Source organism: Nonomuraea sp. NPDC049400 (genome assembly GCF_044466425.1).
Lineage (GTDB): Bacteria > Actinomycetota > Actinomycetes > Streptosporangiales > Streptosporangiaceae > Nonomuraea.
Genome location: NZ_JBITMP010000053.1, coordinates 57,933 through 73,690 on the forward strand (window position 1 = coordinate 57,933; position 15,758 = coordinate 73,690).

Annotated in this window: 14 protein-coding genes; 4 read left to right on the plus strand and 10 right to left on the minus strand. The window is 67.6% G+C overall.

Features of this window, described 5'->3' with window-relative positions; translation table 11 throughout:
• Position 1: 1 nt before the first annotated feature.
• Together ACIBVN_RS49105 and sigJ are read right to left on the minus strand one after the other, a co-directional pair.
• Positions 2 to 364, minus strand: coding sequence for a hypothetical protein (locus ACIBVN_RS49105; RefSeq protein ID WP_397147807.1), 363 nt, complete (start codon positions 362 to 364; stop codon positions 2 to 4).
• A gap of 29 nt (positions 365 to 393) precedes the next feature.
• Positions 394 to 1,338, minus strand: a complete 945-nt coding sequence (gene sigJ / locus ACIBVN_RS49110; protein ID WP_397147809.1) for an RNA polymerase sigma factor SigJ — start codon at positions 1,336 to 1,338, stop codon at positions 394 to 396.
• A gap of 212 nt (positions 1,339 to 1,550) precedes the next feature.
• Here sigJ and ACIBVN_RS49115 point away from each other — a divergent pair, with 212 nt between their 5' ends.
• Together ACIBVN_RS49115 and ACIBVN_RS49120 are read left to right on the plus strand one after the other, a co-directional pair.
• The gene (locus ACIBVN_RS49115) at positions 1,551 to 2,057 is read left to right on the plus strand and encodes a carboxymuconolactone decarboxylase family protein (RefSeq protein ID WP_397147811.1); all 507 of its coding nucleotides are present in this window, start codon (positions 1,551 to 1,553) and stop codon (positions 2,055 to 2,057) included.
• A gap of 180 nt (positions 2,058 to 2,237) precedes the next feature.
• Complete coding sequence (locus ACIBVN_RS49120) at positions 2,238 to 3,260, plus strand: zinc-dependent alcohol dehydrogenase family protein (RefSeq protein WP_397147812.1); 1,023 nt, start codon at positions 2,238 to 2,240, stop codon at positions 3,258 to 3,260.
• 132 nt (positions 3,261 to 3,392) lie between these two features.
• On the opposite strand, the gene ACIBVN_RS49125 is transcribed toward ACIBVN_RS49120, so the two are convergent.
• Entirely contained in the window at positions 3,393 to 3,977 is a 585-nt protein-coding gene (locus tag ACIBVN_RS49125) for a DUF664 domain-containing protein (protein ID WP_397147814.1), read from the minus strand.
• 132 nt (positions 3,978 to 4,109) lie between these two features.
• Here ACIBVN_RS49125 and ACIBVN_RS49130 point away from each other — a divergent pair, with 132 nt between their 5' ends.
• Positions 4,110 to 4,496 (plus strand): pyridoxamine 5'-phosphate oxidase family protein, encoded by a 387-nt coding sequence (locus tag ACIBVN_RS49130; RefSeq protein WP_397147816.1) that lies wholly within the window; start codon positions 4,110 to 4,112, stop codon positions 4,494 to 4,496.
• A 58-nt stretch (positions 4,497 to 4,554) separates the two neighbouring features.
• Here ACIBVN_RS49130 and ACIBVN_RS49135 read toward each other — a convergent pair whose 3' ends face one another.
• Entirely contained in the window at positions 4,555 to 5,163 is a 609-nt protein-coding gene (locus tag ACIBVN_RS49135; RefSeq protein WP_397147818.1) for a dihydrofolate reductase family protein, read from the minus strand.
• A gap of 208 nt (positions 5,164 to 5,371) precedes the next feature.
• Between ACIBVN_RS49135 and ACIBVN_RS49140 the strand changes: the two genes are divergently transcribed.
• Positions 5,372 to 8,437 carry a DUF3427 domain-containing protein gene (locus tag ACIBVN_RS49140; protein WP_397147820.1) on the plus strand — a complete coding sequence of 1,022 codons (3,066 nt, stop codon included), beginning with the start codon at positions 5,372 to 5,374 and terminating at the stop codon, positions 8,435 to 8,437.
• Positions 8,438 to 8,825: 388 nt separating this feature from the next.
• On the opposite strand, the gene ACIBVN_RS49145 is transcribed toward ACIBVN_RS49140, so the two are convergent.
• From ACIBVN_RS49145 to ACIBVN_RS49170, 6 genes are all read right to left on the minus strand, one after another.
• Positions 8,826 to 9,149: a hypothetical protein gene (locus ACIBVN_RS49145; RefSeq protein ID WP_397147822.1), complete on the minus strand. Its 324-nt coding sequence runs from the start codon at positions 9,147 to 9,149 to the stop codon at positions 8,826 to 8,828.
• Positions 9,150 to 9,202: 53 nt separating this feature from the next.
• Entirely contained in the window at positions 9,203 to 10,165 is a 963-nt protein-coding gene (locus tag ACIBVN_RS49150; RefSeq protein WP_397147824.1) for an ankyrin repeat domain-containing protein, read from the minus strand.
• Positions 10,166 to 10,744: 579 nt separating this feature from the next.
• Complete coding sequence (locus ACIBVN_RS49155; RefSeq protein ID WP_397147826.1) at positions 10,745 to 11,113, minus strand: hypothetical protein; 369 nt, start codon at positions 11,111 to 11,113, stop codon at positions 10,745 to 10,747.
• A complete protein-coding gene (locus ACIBVN_RS49160; protein WP_397147832.1) occupies positions 11,110 to 12,879 on the minus strand; it encodes a protein kinase in 1,770 nt (589 codons plus the stop codon). The genes ACIBVN_RS49155 and ACIBVN_RS49160 overlap by 4 nt, the downstream gene beginning before the upstream one ends.
• Positions 12,880 to 14,420: 1,541 nt before the next feature.
• Positions 14,421 to 14,639, minus strand: coding sequence for an EF-hand domain-containing protein (locus tag ACIBVN_RS49165; protein WP_397147828.1), 219 nt, complete (start codon positions 14,637 to 14,639; stop codon positions 14,421 to 14,423).
• A gap of 340 nt (positions 14,640 to 14,979) precedes the next feature.
• Entirely contained in the window at positions 14,980 to 15,159 is a 180-nt protein-coding gene (locus tag ACIBVN_RS49170) for a hypothetical protein (RefSeq protein ID WP_397147830.1), read from the minus strand.
• Between the last annotated feature and the right edge of the window lie 599 nt (positions 15,160 to 15,758).

Genomic DNA, 15,758 nt, shown 5'->3' on the forward strand with positions numbered 1-15,758 from the left:
CTCACCGCCGCCGAGCAGCGGTGCCCCGCTTCGCCCGGACCAGGCTGAGCTGAAGCACGCTCATGCCGAACAACAGCACGCCCAACGGGACGTGCACGGTCTTGACCTGCGCGATGCCCAGCGCTATCTGCGCCAGCGTGAGCCCGAAGAACCCGGCCGCGTACAGGATGGGCCTCGGCGAGCCGCCGCCCGGCCGCCACGCCAGGATCGCGGCGGCCACGTGCACCAGCCCCACGGTGAACACCCCGTACGCCGAAACACTGTGCAAGGCCCGTCCGTGGGGAGAGGACAACAACAGTCCGGCGGTGATCGGCGCGGCGAAGAGGGCCACGGTCTGCAGGATGATCGCGATACGCAAGAACATGGGTGACTCCTTGACAGTGAGGCGACGCGTCAGTGCTGTTGTCCCGCCGTCCACGGCCGGAGCTTGTCGGGGTTGCGTACTGCCCAGATGCGCGTGATCCGGTCGCCTGCGACGTCGAAGGCCACCACCGTCACGGTGACGCCGTCCTGCTGAGCCACCAGGCCCGGCTGACCGTTGACCGTGCGCTCCAAGATCGTCATGTTGGGGATCCTGTCGGCGATGTCGATGGCGTAGCGCGCGATCCGCTCGCTGCCTTCGATCGGGCGGAGCACGGCGTTGACCAGGCCGCCGCCGTCGCTGATCACCGTGGCGCCGGGGTCGAGGAGGCCGATGAGGGCGTCGATGTCCTTGGCCTCCCAGGCCTGCTTGAAGTCCCTGACGATGCCGGCGTGCTGGGCTGTGGTGGTCACGGGAGACTGCGCGGCGCGAATGCGGCGGCGGGCCGAGCAGGCCAGCTGGCGGCACGCGGCCGGGGTACGGCCGACGATCTCGGCCACTTCGGCGAAGGAGTAGCGGAAGACGTCGTGCAGGATGAACGCGACGCGCTCGGCCGGGGTCATCGACTCGAGCACGACGAGGAAGGCCATGTTGACCGACTCGTCGAAGGTGACCCGGTCGGCCGGGTCGAGCGTGGTGCCGCCCGGCCGCCCGTTGATCCACTCCGTACGATCGGGCAGCGGCTCGGGGATCCACTCGCCCACATAGCGCTCCCGCCGGGCCCGTGCCGAGCCGAGCAGGTCGAAGCAGATGCGACCGGCGACCCTCGTCAGCCAGGCGCCGGGCGATTCGATGGCCTCCTGCTGCTCTCGGGACATGGCGTACCAGCGGGTGTACGTCTCTTGCACGACGTCCTCGGCATCGGCCAGGGAGCCGAGGAGCCGGTAGGCGAGATTGATCAGGTGACGCCGCTCGCTGATGATCGCGCTCAGGCTCGGATCGGGCCGGGCGGGTCCTGGCTCGGCTGCGGTGGTCATGGTGTCGTCGGCTCCCTTGGTGCAGTTGCTCTCACCCGTTCGACGAGGAAGGGCGCCGAACTGTGAGGTCGGCGGGCCGCCTCACATTTCCGGCGGTTGTGTCGTCGGACCCTGCGACAGCATCCAGCACGCAGGAAAGCTCAGCGACCCCGGCCTGGTGGAAGAGCCCACCCGACCAGGAACACCGCTCGAATTGAGAGGAAGACCGCGCCATGTCCACGTCAACGACGGCCGAGCAGGACGAACTTCAGTCGCGTCTGCCCGACCCCGCCGAGTTCTTTCCCGAAGTGGGAACGATCGCCGGGGGCATGACCAAGGCCACACTGAACGGTTCGGTTCCGCAGATCACCGTCAACCTGGTGCACCTCCGCGCCGGGCAGATCGTCGGCAGCACGTACCACACCGTCCGGCAAACCGGCCTGCTCCGCAAGGCCGGGGAGACAGAGGGGCGCATCACCGCCGTGGCGACATGGCGGGACGCCCCCTACTTCACCGACGCCGAACGGGTCGCGCTGGAGCTCGTGGAGGCCATCCTGACCCCGAACCCGTCCGGGGAGCGCGTGCCCGATGAGTTGTACGCCAGGGCATCCGCCCACTACGACGACAAGGCGCTCTGGACGCTCACCATGGCGATCGGCCAGATCTGCTTCTTCATCCCCGTCGCTCTCATCGCCAAGCCGATCCCCGGCAGGCCCATCGGGAAGAATTACCGCAGGTAACGCCCCTTCGGGCTCAGGGTGAGGGCACGCAACCGCGCCTCACCCTGAGGCCGGCCTGCGGGCTTTCCCGACACATGGTCGCAGACTGGCCCAATGACGGAGTTCCCGGTGAGAAGCTCGCGTCATGACGAGGGAGCAACGGGCGAAGGCCGATGCGGGCCCCAATCAAGGAGACCCATCATGCGTGGCGCCGTGATGCACGCCCCCGGCGACGTCCGCGTGGAGGAGCGCCAGGACCCGGAGATCGTCGCGCCGACCGACGCGATCATCCGCCTGCCCGCGACCTGTATCTGCGGGTCGGACCTGTGGCCGTACCGAGGGGTCGAGGCCATCGACGGGCCGTCCCCGGTGGGCCACGAATACGTGGGCGTCGTCGAGGAGGTCGGCAGCGAGGTGAAGACGATCAAGCCCGGCCAGTTCGTGATCGGGTCGTTCTTCGCCTCGGACAACACCTGCGAGATCTGCCAGGCCGGCTACCAGAGCTCCTGCATCCACCGTGAGCCCATCGGCACGCTCGGCGCCCAGGCCGAGCGGCTGCGCGTCCCGCTCGCCGACGGCACGCTCGTCGCCACGCCGGGCACCCCCTCGGACGACCTGATCCCCAGCTTGCTGGCCGCGTCCGACGTGCTGGGCACCGGCTGGTTCGGCGCCGCCGCCGCCGAGGCAGGCCCCGGCAAGACGGTCGCAGTCGTCGGCGACGGCGCCGTCGGCCTGCTCGCGGTGCTGGCCGCCAAGCAGCTCGGCGCGGAGCGGATCATCGCGATGAGCCGCCACGAGCCGCGGCAGAGGCTCGCCCGCGAGTTCGGCGCGACCGACATCGTCACCGAGCGGGGCGACGAGGGCGTGGCGAAGATCAAGGAGCTCACCGGCGGGCTCGGCGCGCACTCGGTCATCGAGGCGGTCGGCACGCAGGAGTCGATGATGCAGGCCATCCGCTCGACCCGGCCCGGCGGGCACGTCGGCTTCGTCGGCGTCTCGCACGGCGTCGAACTCCCTGGGCTGGAGCTGTTCTTCTCCCACGTGCATCTGCACGGCGGGCCGGCTCCGGTCCGCCAATACCTGCCGGAGTTCATCGACCTGATCTGGAACCGCCGGATCGACCCCGGCAAGGTCTTCGATCTCGAGCTGCCGCTCGAGCAGGCCGCCGAGGGCTACCGGGCCATGGACGAACGCCGCGCCATCAAGGTGCTCCTGCGCCCATAGACCGGCCGGCCCTCGGCCGCGATGTCCCGGCTCCGCGCTGCCGTCGCCCCGGCTCCGCGCCGCCGCCGTCCCGGTCCCGTGCCGCCGCCGGCGCCCCCACGTGGTGCGGAAGGCGTCGCTGCGGTACGCCGGTCAGCTGCGCCGGCGTGGCCCCTCGGACTTCGCGTGCCATCCAGCCGGAGGGTCCTCGCCGGCCAACCCGTCCACGGCCTCGCGAAGCAGATCGGCATGCCCGGTGTGCCGCCCGTACTCCTCGATCAGGTCGCAGAGCAGCCGGCGCAGGCTGATATGCCGCCCGTCGGAGTAGGCGGCGTGGACGAGCTGGTCGAGTCCGCCGGCGGCCAGGGCCGCGTCGAACGTCGCCCGGGACCGTTCGACGGTGGCGTCCCAGAGCGCGTAGAGATCTTCGGGTGTGTCATGGGCGGCCGAGTTGAAGTCCCAGCCGGGGTCGCTGTCCCAGTCCGCGGTGTTCCACGGCGCACCGAGCGGCGCGCCGCTTAGCCTGGTGCTGAACATCTGCTCCTCGACGAGCGCGAGGTGCTTGAGCAGGCCGCCCAGCGTCAGCGAGGAGGCGCCGATACGGGTCCGCAGCCCGGCGGCGTCGAGGTCGTCGGTCTTCCAGCGGAAGGTTGTGCGCAGGCGGTCGAGCGCGCCGACGAGGTGCTCGGCCTCGGTGCCGGCGAGGGGCGGTTCCCACCAGTGATCGTTGTTGGTCATGTCCGCCACCGTAGGACCTGTTCCGGACGTTCTGCGTCCGGAATGTAGCGGAGCTGGTGCGATGTCGACGACGCCGCAGATCCTCAAGGGGGCGGATATACGATATGCCTCGCCATTCACCAGAGGAGGACCGTGGACCTGGTCAAGCTGGGCGACGCATTCGCCGCGTTCTGGCAGGAGCGGCACCTGTGCACGCTCTCCACCACCCGCTCCGACGGCCCGCCCCACGTGGTGCCGGTGGGTGCGACCCTGGACCTGGCCTCCGGCATCGCCCGGGTGATCACCTCGGGGTCGTCGTACAAGGCCAGGCTCATCGGCGCTTCCGGCGCGCTCGTCGCGCTCTGCCAGGTGGACGGCCGCCGGTGGTCGACGCTGGAGGGCCGGGCCGTGCTGCGCACCGAGCCGGAGCAGGTGGCCGACGCCGAGCGCCGCTACGCCTCCCGCTACAAGCCGCCCAGGCCCAACCCGTCGCGGGTGGTCGTGGAGATCCAGGTGACGCGCGTGCTGGGCAACCTGTGATCATCGTCGTCGGCATCGGGGCGGATGACCGGGACGGGCCACGGACAGGAAGCTGACTCTACTCCTCGCCCTGGGGCAGGTGGGCCTTGGCGTCGTCGTAGGAGGCGTCGCCGCTCGCCTTGGCGGGCCGGTAGACCAGGTACAGCACACCCGTCGTGAACGTCTCGGACTTGATCAGCTCCAGCGGGACGGTGTTCTCCCCCTCGTCGAACAGGCGCTCGCCCTTGCGGACGGCGATCGGGTGCACCAGCAGGTGCAGTTCGTCCAGCAGTCCCGCCTGCAGCAGCTGGCGGATTACCGAGACCGAGCCGCTCATGGCGATGCGCCCGCCCGGCTCGTTCTTCAACGCGGTCACGGCCTCGGCCAGGTCGCCCTGGAGCAGCTCGGAGTTCCGCCAGGTGAACTCCAGGGGCTGGCGCGACACGACGATCTTCCGTGCGTCGCCGAGCGTCTTCGCGAAGCCGGCGTCCTCCCCGCCCTCGGCCTCGCGCTCCGGCCACGCTCCGGCGAAGCTGTCATAGGTCTTGCGCCCCAGGAGCATGGTGTCGGCCATCTGCGCCGTCACGGCGGCGCCCATCTCGTCGTTGAAGTACGGGAAATGCCAGTCCGCCGGGTCCTCGACGACACCGTCGAGCGAGATGAACAGGCTTGCGGCGATCGTCCTCATGATGATCCTCCAAGGAAGGGGCGGGGCCGTTCGGCCCAGCCGTTCTGATGTGCCTCTAGCTTCGCGGGACCTGCTTACGGATCTCTTAAGGCCACCTTTTGGAACGGGCGTCAACGAGACCAGATGAGGTAGGGCGATCTTCCGGCCTCGGTATGCGGTCGTCGATGTTCGTGTGTCGCGGCGGCCGGCCACGTCCTATAGTCGCCGGGTGAGCGATCTCCAGCCGGGCGTTTACCAGCATCTGATCACCCGTGAGCTGGACGGCCTGCTGCGTACGGTATCCGATCGGGAGCTGATCGACCGGCGGTCGCTGGACGTCGCCGACTCCCACGAGACCCTGGCCCGGCATCTGGCCGCGCTCACCCGTCGGGCGTTGCGCTCCGTACGGGGCGAGAATGATGCCGTACGGCTGGCCCGGCAGGTGGAGATCGTCAATCGGATCGCCGGCCTCATCGGCGTCCTGGTGCCCGAAGCCGCCTCGCCCGAGGAGCTCGTGGAGTCCGCCGAGGAGCTGCTGGGCATCGCGAGGAGCCGGGACGCGGCCGGACAGGTACGGTTTCCCGCTCGTCCGGTGATCCCCCTCACCGGTAGCGCGTTGCTGGTCAACGGCAGGGGGCAGCCGGAGATCGGCCACGAGCTCAAACGCGAGCTGGCCTCCGCCGATCGCGTGGACCTGCTCTGCGCGTTCGTGAAGTGGAACGGCGTACGAGTCCTGGCCGAGGCGATCGAAGAGTTCCTGGCGCGCGGCGGCCGGCTGAGGGTGGTGACCACCACGTACATCGGCGCCACCGACCGCCTCGCGCTCGACCGGCTGGCGGCCATGGGCGCCGAGATCCGCGTCTCCTACGACACCCGGACAACCAGGCTGCATGCCAAGGCCTGGCTGTTCCATCGGCCCGGCAGCCTGTCCACCGCCTACGTGGGCTCCTCCAATCTGTCGCAAACCGCCCTCAGCCATGGGCTCGAGTGGAACGTACGACTCGCCCAGGCCGAACAACCCCACCTGATCGACACGTTCGCCGCCACGTTCGACGACTACTGGGGCGACCCGTCGTTCGAGCCCTACGATCCGGCGCGGGATGCCGAGCGGCTCGACCGTGCCCTGTCCGCCGAACGGGCCGGCGGCCGGACGGTCGTGCTCGATTTCGCACACGTCGACGTCCGTCCCTACTCCTACCAGCGCGAGATCCTCGACGAGCTCGCCGCAGAACGGCAGATCCACGACCGCTGGCGCAACCTGGTCGTCATGGCCACCGGCACCGGCAAGACCGTGGTCGCCGCGCTGGACTACCGGCGGCTGCGCGGGACCGGGCAGGCGGACTCGCTGCTGTTCGTCGCCCACCGTGCGGAGATCCTGCGGCAGAGCCTGCTCACGTTCCGGCAGGTGGTGCGGGACGAGACGTTCGGCGAGCTGTACGTCGACGGCGCTCGCCCGGAGCGATGGCAGCACGTGTTCGCCTCGATCCAGTCCTTGCATGCCAATCCGCTGCCGGAGCCGGACCGGTTCGACATGGTGATCGTGGACGAGTTCCACCATGCCGAGGCCTCGACGTACCGGCGTCTGCTGTCCGCCGTGCGGCCGAAGGTGCTGCTGGGGCTCACCGCGACGCCGGAACGCGCCGACGGCCAGGACATCAAGCACTGGTTCGGCGGCAGGATCGCCGCCGAGCTGCGCTTGTGGGAGGCGCTGGAGCGCGGGCTCCTGGCCCCGTTCCAGTATTTCGGCGTCCACGACGGCACCGACCTGCGCCAGATCGGCTGGCGCAGGGGCCAGGGCTACGACACCGACCAGCTCTCGAACATCTACACCGGCAACGACCGCCGCGTCGCCGTCGTGCTGGAGACCTTGCAGCGCAAGATCGGCGACGTCGGAAGGATGCGGGCCATCGGCTTCTGCGTGAGCATCGACCACGCCCGCTTCATGGCCGACCGGTTCACCCGAGCCGGGCTTGCTTCGGTGGCTGTCACCGCGCAGAGCCCGCCCGGCGAGCGCGCCCAGGCGCTACGAGACCTGAGAGACCGGCGGATCAACGCGGTGTTCACCGTCGACCTCTTCAATGAGGGCGTCGACGTTCCCGAGATCGACACCGTGCTCTTCCTGCGCCCCACCGACAGCGCCACCGTCTTCCTGCAGCAGCTGGGGCGGGGCCTGCGGTTGGCCGACGACAAGCCGTGCCTGACCGTGCTCGACTTCGTCGGCCATCAGCACAGACAGTTCCGTTTCGACCGGCGCTATCGGGCACTCACCGGCGCCGGGCGTACCGGGATCGCACGGGAGATCGAGCAGGGGTTCCCGACGCTGCCCGCAGGCTGCGTGATCGACCTGGACCGTGACGTGCGCCGGCTGGTACTCGAGAACGTCCGGCAAGCGCTCAGCCTGAACTGGCGCGATCTGGCACGCGAGCTGCGCGACCTCGGTGACGTCAGCCTGTCCACGTTCCTGCGGGAGACCGGGCTGGACGTTGATGATCTCTACCGGCGCCGTCAGGGCTGGGCCTCCCTGCGGCACACCGCGGGACTCGACGCCGCGCCGCCCGACGAAGGGCTCGGGCGCGCCTTCGGCAGGATGCTGCACATCGACGACGTCGAGCGCCTCGCCTTCCTGACCGAGGTGCTGGCCGGCCGCACTCCCCGCTCCCCGCGCGAGCGCCGCCTCATGGCCATGCTCGATGCGATGTTGTGGGGCGGCACCGAGCCCGTCTCCGGCATGGAAGCCAGGCTCGCGCGGCTCACCGGTGCTCGCGCCGCGGAGCTCAAGGAGCTGGCGGGTATCCTCCGCTCGGGAATCCGTCACGTCGCCCCGCCGCTGGACCCCGTCGTGCCGTTGCACGTCCACGCCCGCTACAGCAAGAACGAGGTGCTGGCCGCCTTCGGCATCGACAGGCCCGCGCACATGCGGGAAGGGGTCAAGTACGTCCCCGGGCACCGGGCGGACCTGTTCTTCGTCACCATCGACAAGTCCGAGGACCACTACTCCCCCACCACGCTCTACCACGACCGGGCGATCAGCGAAGAGCTGTTCCAGTGGGAGTCGCAGAGCACCCTGCGCTCCTCGGCCGCCACCGCCCGCCGCTACCTGACCGGCGAATCCACGGTTCATCTCCTGATCCGGCAGTCCAAACGTGACGAAGGGCTGGGTGCTCCGCCGTACACCTACGCCGGCCCGATGCGCTACGTGAGCCACCAGGGCGAGCGACCCATCCGCTTCGTCTGGCGCCTGGAGCACTCGCTCCAGCCCGAGGTGTTCCACTACGCCAAGGCCACTGCGGGCTGAGCCGACTGCAACGGGCTGCACGTGGTCCACGACGGCCCGCGACAGGCGCCGCCCGCGCCCTCATACGACGTGCCCGTGCAGGCGGGCCGGTGGCGGCGCTGCTCGACGACCTCGGCCTTCGTCGCATCGCCGCGGTCGGGCACTCCAGCGGCGGCCCATGCGCACGGCGGCTCGCATGCGACACTCGCGCTTGTCCCGCCACCAGCCAGCCGCATACCTTGCCGTCATGTGCCAGTCCGCGGAAGAGGTGTGCAATGTCCGGTTCCGCGAAAGTGCTTCAACTCAGCCTCGGCAGCCGCTAAATGCCCAGGTCGTCGAGAGAGTTCCCCCGCGCACACGGGGATGGTCCCGGGGTGGGGTCGCCCCTTTTCCGAACTCCGCGAGGTGCTCACGAAAGGATGCGCACCAGCGGAGGAGGGATGGGCACCGTACGGCTGTGGCCTGCGGCGCGGTGCTTGAGCGCGCGTTCCTGTCCGGCAGTGCCGGTGTCGGTCCATTCCCGTCCCGAGTAGGGCGCTGCCTTGAGCAGGTGGAGTTCTCCCCAGGAATTCACTGGCTCCTCCATCTCGCCGGGCTGCGGGTTCCTAACGAGAGGCGGAAGGGTGATGTTGTCACGGCGCAGGCGCAATGCAGCCAACTTCGGCCTGCTAACGCCACTCACCGTTCCGTTGTTGCTCGCCACGGCGGCGGCGCCGGACTGCTGCTCGACCACGGCCACCTCGTCACACCGCCGGTCAGGGGAGCAAGATCGCGGCGACGACTCGGTCAGCGCCAGTAGTCCCGTTCGGGCAGCCTCAGGTGCGTGTCCGGACTGGAGATCGCGTGGGCGTCGGTCGGGCGCAGGCCCGCGCCGGCGAAGCAATAGGCCTCGGCGTGGCCCTGGTACAGGTATTTGAGCAGGATCTCCTTCGCCGAATCATCGGAAGACACGTCGCCGCCGCCCGGGTGGGTATCCCAGGCCACGACCTCGCCGTCGCGGTACACGCGGCCCTGGTTGCCGCTCTTGGGGTTGGCGTACATGCCGTAGGCGACCGTGCCCGCCGACAGTTCCTTCATGACGACGGGAGTGGCGGCCATGTACCCCCACTGCTGGCTCACGACGCAGCCGCCTGGCACGTCGGTTAAGCCGATGACCTGCATGGCCTCGTCGTCGAAGGGGTCTTCCATGATCTCTTCCAGCTCTTCCTCGTCTGCGGGTTCGGCGGCCAAACGCCGTGCCGCCTCGGCGGCGCTGATGCCGCGTACGCATGCCAGGCTGTGACCGTCCCACTCGATGCGGCCCAGCGCGCCGGTCAGGCGTTCGGCCTCCGCCACGGCGGCGACCTCGGCCTCGGTCAGACCGGCATGATCCGGCGGGAACGGGAAGAACAGGCCAGGCGTGGGGCTCGCCAGGCTCAGCCGGCCGGGCGACCAGCCACTCATCATCGGGCGCCACGGGTCCGCTCCAGCGGCAACCAGGGCACGGGCGTTCTCGGGCCGGTCGTTGAAGATGGCCTCCCAGAGCGCGGTGCGGCCCTCGCACTCGGCGTCGACGTCGTCGACCCGGCCTGCCAGTTCGGCGACCACCTCCGGCGAACCGCGGTGCGCTGCGGCGTGCAGGGGACGCTCGAAGGAGTACGGCCCGTTGTTCGGGTCGGCGCCCGCGTCGAGGCTGGCGCGGACGAGAGCGAGGTCCTTCCAGAAATGCCACCCGAAATCGGACCATCCGGCAGTGTGGTTGGCGGTCATGACGGCTCCTTCGAGATCACGTGAGCGAGTGCGAGCGGGGCCCATCATGGCGGAGGGCAAGGACAATTCCGGCGTCTCAGCCGGTGCCCCCCTGACATGGCACCTTCCCAAGCTTCTCCGGCAATTGGGATCGACCGCCATCAACGTGATGGTAGGCAGAAGCCACCGTGGAATCCATGCTGAGCAGGTCGAGGCCTGCCTGCCCACGGGTGCAGGTCCTGGCCTCGGCTTTCGCGGTGAATTTCGCGCGAGTTGATCGCTTACATAAGAAAACAGGTTCGAATCCTGCCGGGGGCACTCTTCTCGACCAGGCATTCTGGCCTCTGACCTGCGGTTTTCCGATCGCAGGTCTTTTGCTCGGTGGACCTTGCCGGGCAGCCGAGGGCGCCCGTATGCAGCTGTAGGACCATGATCCGGGGATATGGTCGGGATGATCTTGACGTCGATAGGACGCCCAATGGTCTCGTTCCATCTTGGGTCGCAGGTCAAGCGCCTGGCATGAGTCCGCTCGGGTTGCTCAAGGGTCTTTCCAAGGCGCGCTGGCCGTTCAGCCGCGGTGAACGACCGAGGTGCCGTTGTTCAAGAGCGGCGCGTTGGACGGTCTTCCGGTTTCTCCATGGCGACCATCTGTATGGCGACGGGTTCGGAGTACACGTAAGTTCGATGGACGTGCGAACCGTCCGGTCGGACCTCCACCTCGATCTGCAGGACGATGCCTTGGACCTTGGACATTCGGCGCGTGGAGCGGCCCCGTTGTCGTGTCATCAGACGTCCGCCCAGAGCTGAGCCGTCAAACACCGCGCTCAGCACGCCCGACGCCACCGTGAGCGCCGCTACTGCCAGCCACGCCTTCGGGTCGTGCTTCAGATCGGTGGCGACATTAATCACGACACCAAGCGCTGATGTGACGGCCGCGACGGCGAGCGGTTTCAGGAATCGGCCGCTCACGGGTTCACCTCGTCCCCGCTCCCTATGCCCCCACGCAGATGGTCGAGGCTGGTGGCCGTGCGCTTGGTGTCGGCGTGATCTGGGCCGAGCAACCGTTTCCGCTGTTCGAATACCGCACGAAGCTCAGTTTCAGCGCCGGCCACGTCGCCGTGGCGTGCGAGTGTCGCGGCCAGGTTCGCGCGGGCGGTGAGGGTTTGGGCGTGGTCAGCTCCCAAGATGCGGGTGAGTGTTCGTACGGTGCCCCGTAGTTGATCGGGGTCGGCGTCGAGGGCGGCGAGGTTGCTGCGTACGGCCAAGGTGTCGGGATGGTCGGAGCCAAGGGTCCGCTCAAGCTCAAGCAGGAGCGCGCGCAATTCCTGCACGCTCTGGTCGGGCCAGTCAGGGTCCTGCGTCAGCAGGGCGAGATTTGCGCGGGCGGTGAGGGTTTGGGCGTGGTCAGCTCCCAAGATGCGGGTGAGTGTTCGTACGGTGCCCCGTAGTTGATCGGGGTCGGCGTCGAGGGCGGCGAGGTTGCTGCGTACGGCCAAGGTGTCGGGATGGTCGGAGCCGAGGGTCCGCTCAAGCTCAGGCAGGAGCGCGCGCAACTGCTGAACACCTTGTTGACGTCGGCCCTTCTTGATCAAGGACACCGCGCGGTTAGCGCGTTTTATGCGGGTACGCGGGACGCTTATGCGAATACGCGCAAGGCGCCAAGAAATGGCGACGCCCGCTGCCAGGCAGAGGATCAAGATCGCAGAGATGACGGCGGCCAAAGGACTCACATCGGCCCGACCCGGTTGCGACACCAAGCTCGCGGACAGGACAGCCGTACCTGCGAGCACTGTACCCACTACCGCGGTGGACGCCACCAGCGGGACCCATGACGAGCGGGCGCGCGAAGGGGAATGGAAGGATGCCGACGGGACGCCGTGGTCGAACCGTGCCTGCGGCACTGCATCGCTGACAGACACCGCCGACACCTTCAACGCTTTAGCCGAACTCTCATCTGACCTTTTGAGCAGGGCCATGAGCAACTGTTCCGCAGTGGGCCGGCGCGCCGGTTCCTTCGCGAACGCCCTGGAGACCACGTCCCGCAGTTCATCGGGGAGACCCGATACGTCAGGCTCGGCATGCAAGATCTGCTGCATGGTGGCAGGCAAACTAGCCCCTACGAAGGGGAAGCGGCCTGTAGCGGCGAAGTACATCGTGCTGGCCCAGCTGAACACGTCCGCTTCCGGTCCCACGGTCTCCCCGAGCAACTGTTCAGGAGCCATGAAGCTCGGCGTGCCGGCAAATGGCACCGTGGACGTCAACTCGGTTAGCCGGGCGATTCCGAAGTCGATCACCCGTGGCCCGTCGGGCGAAAGGAGAATATTCGACGGCTTGAAATCCCGGTGAACGACCCCGGCCTGATGGATCGCTGCCAGGGCCGTCGCCGTGCCGATGGCCAGGCGCATGAGCGCCGACCCAGTCAAGGGCCCCTGATCGTGCACCCGTGACCAGAGAGTCGGCCCCTCGATCAGCTCGCTCACGACGAACAATGTGTTGTCAGCCCGCGTGACCCCCAACACTCGCGCCGTACAGAACGGAGCAACTCTTCGCACGGCCGCAACCTGCGTTTCGAGGAGACGGGTGTCGGCGCCGGAGAAGCGGAGAGCCTTGATCGCTACCTTGGTTCCGTCGGGGGCCACCCCGGCGTAGACCGCCCCGTAGCCGCCTTGCCCCAGCATCCCAACGATTTCGAAGTCGCCGATGCGGCGAGGGTCATTTTCGGGCATTTCCGTCATTTCGGCCACGCGCCGCGCCTCTTCCGGCTCTCGGGATTAGTTGCGTTCCCGCCGGTCTGAGGCCCGGGTTTTGATGACGGGATCGGAGATCCATCCGGCTTGAAGGGGTGCCCGCCGATGACGGGGTACATGACAGCCACAAGGACCAGCCTAGTTTGCTTCACCCGTGTCCTACCGCGGAACGCTAATCGCGGTACCGGCTGTCTCCTAATGTCGTCCGATCTGGAGGGGCACCTCAGGGGACAGCACTCCAAGCGAGCGATGACTCAGAGCGTTCGCTGATTGTGAGAGCTCCAAGGTCAATAGCTGGAGAAATCACACGGCGACAAGTGATCACACGGTCCTGAGCCCGGCCGCTATCGGCCCGAGCATTCCCCACCAAACTCACACCAGCACTTCCACCTGCCATTTCAGGGCGGAAAATCCCTATGAGTGTTGCCACCGATGTGGAGAGCACCGCCGTCGTCGGCGAGGTCTCCGTTCATGAGGACCGCCTCCGCCGCCGCATCCGATCGAGCCCCGCGAACAGGTCCGCCGCTTGGTCCAATTGGCGGCGGACGGTACGCTGACCGCGCGGAATTGATTAAACGCAACCAGCAGCGGCGCGCGACCGGCCAAGAGGAATGTTCGTGATCGATCCAGCCTATTATAAATGGTTTTCCAGGGAATTTACGAACACCCTCGCCTTGACATGGTGTTCCGCCACCAAGAGGCGGCCCGGGTGCTTCCCGTGTACACGGGGACGGTCCGGACGCGGGAGTCGGGCTGCCCCAGGCCCACCTGTACTTCCGGCGCACGCGGGGACAATCCCTTCATGCCGGCCTCTGTCTCGGCCTGCCGTGTTTCGTCCCCGCGGCCTGGCCGCTGCTCCTTTCGGAGACGGGGATGGTCTCGTCCTGCCGCTCCGGCTCGGCGAGACGATGGCATGTCCCTCCCGAAGGAGGGTTCCATCGGGCAACCAGTCGACTACCTGACGGTGCAGCAGCAGCCCGAACAGATTTGGCTGTGCCAAATACGTGCGCAATCTCGCTCTGCCGACTCCCGCCCTACCTGCCTGACCTGGGAAAACATTAGGAACGCTCGCCTGACCGCTAAAGCGGGTCATTAGGTTCGAATCCTGCCGGAGGCACTCACCTACATAGGCATTTCAGCTCTCGAGCTGCCGTTCCTCAGCCGCAGGTCCTTTCTTGGCGGACCTTGATAGGCAGCCGACGGTGCCCGCATGCAGCCACGAGACCATGATCAGGGGACATATGCGGGATGATCTCGGCGACGTTTCCCCAGGCCAGGCCCTGATTCTGGGCGCATTCGGGCCTCTGAAAACCCGCTACGACCCCCGCACATGCGACGAACACAGCCTTTGATCATGCCGAATACGTGCGCACAATCCGAGCGCCACCTCGCCCTGCGCAAGGAAGCTCGACTCGGCCGCCATCATGAGCCTTCACCTCCACAGAAGGGACCCACCATCCGTGGGTCCAACCCAGCAATGACAGTGAGGGGTTTCCAACCTGAAACTGCAGGTTGGGGCAAGCGCTCCGTCACTTGGTCCAGGCCACCAGGAACTCCGCCAGCGAGATGCGCCCGTCCACGTCCCCATCGTGCTCGTCCGAGGCATGGAAGATCGAGTCGAGCTCGGCGGCGGTGACCTCCTCGCCGCGCGCATTCATGGCGAGCGCGAATTCCTCGCGCGTTATGTATCCGTCCCCGTCGCGGTCGAACTCCTGGAACGTGGCGGCCGGGTCATCAAGATCTGGCATGGGTGACCTCTCATCGTGCGATTCATGCGACGTACTGACAGAGCAACATCGAAGCACGAGCTTGCACCCCACGCGAGGATGACGGGCCGAAGAACGCCGATCGCGGTGCCCATCCTGGATCCGCAACGGCGGAAATCCATCGAGTCAACCGCCACCGCCTGCTCGCACAAAGGCGCGGACCGGCTGCGCCGTGACGGCCGGATGATCGTGTACGGGCGGCTGCGGCGGATCACGGCGTTCGTGGCGCTGCGGATCGCGTTCTCGACCGTCAAGGACGCGCTCGGCGCACGTCCCGACGCCGCCCTCCGCTCCACAGCCCCGCGGTCCGTGCTGGAGGCCGTCAGCTTCGGCCGCCCGATCGAGGATTGGCCATGCGTATCGCCATTGCCGCCGCCATCATCCTGGCCATGGCCGGGGTCGTGGCAAGCGCCGTTCTTGGCGTGCTCGCGTCGGCGTTCAGCCTGCTGCTCATCCCCGCCTGGTGCAGGCCGATGAGGACACCGTGCGCGATGTGGTCCACCGCTTCTACGAGATCGGGCCGTCACCGCATAACCGAGTCCCCACGGTTGCAGGGGGGTGGCAGACTTCGCCGCCGTGCGAAGCGCTACGACATGGAAAGAATAAACAAGCCTAGTTCAAGACCACGAACAGCATTAGTCATGGACCGGCACCCTACAAGAGCGGACATGTGTCCGACGTCGCCACCATCGGCAAAGCTTTATCAAAGAAAGCCCGGCAAGCCAGAGGTGTACGAAATGGCTCTGGGCGGCACGAGAACCTAGCCTGAGAATGAGCGGACAACCACAATCAGCGACAGGCAGCTCACGAAAGGCTCAGCACGAAACCCCTATGGTCAGGGGGCGCGCCCATGAGAATCAAGCCGGTGCGATCCATTCAGGCACAGCTCCGCCGCCATAAACGAGGAGCGAGCTGGCGATGGCACCGCCGTATCGCCGCCTACCGTACCAGGCGTCACAGCCCGGGGACCGCCGCCACCGGCAGCCCGCACTCCTCCGTCAGTTGCCTGAGCTTGAATCCACGGCTTGATTTCTCGTGATCATTTCTCGGTCCAATTCCTCGACGAGGACCGCTGTCGCAGGTAGAGGCCTGGTTTCGGGG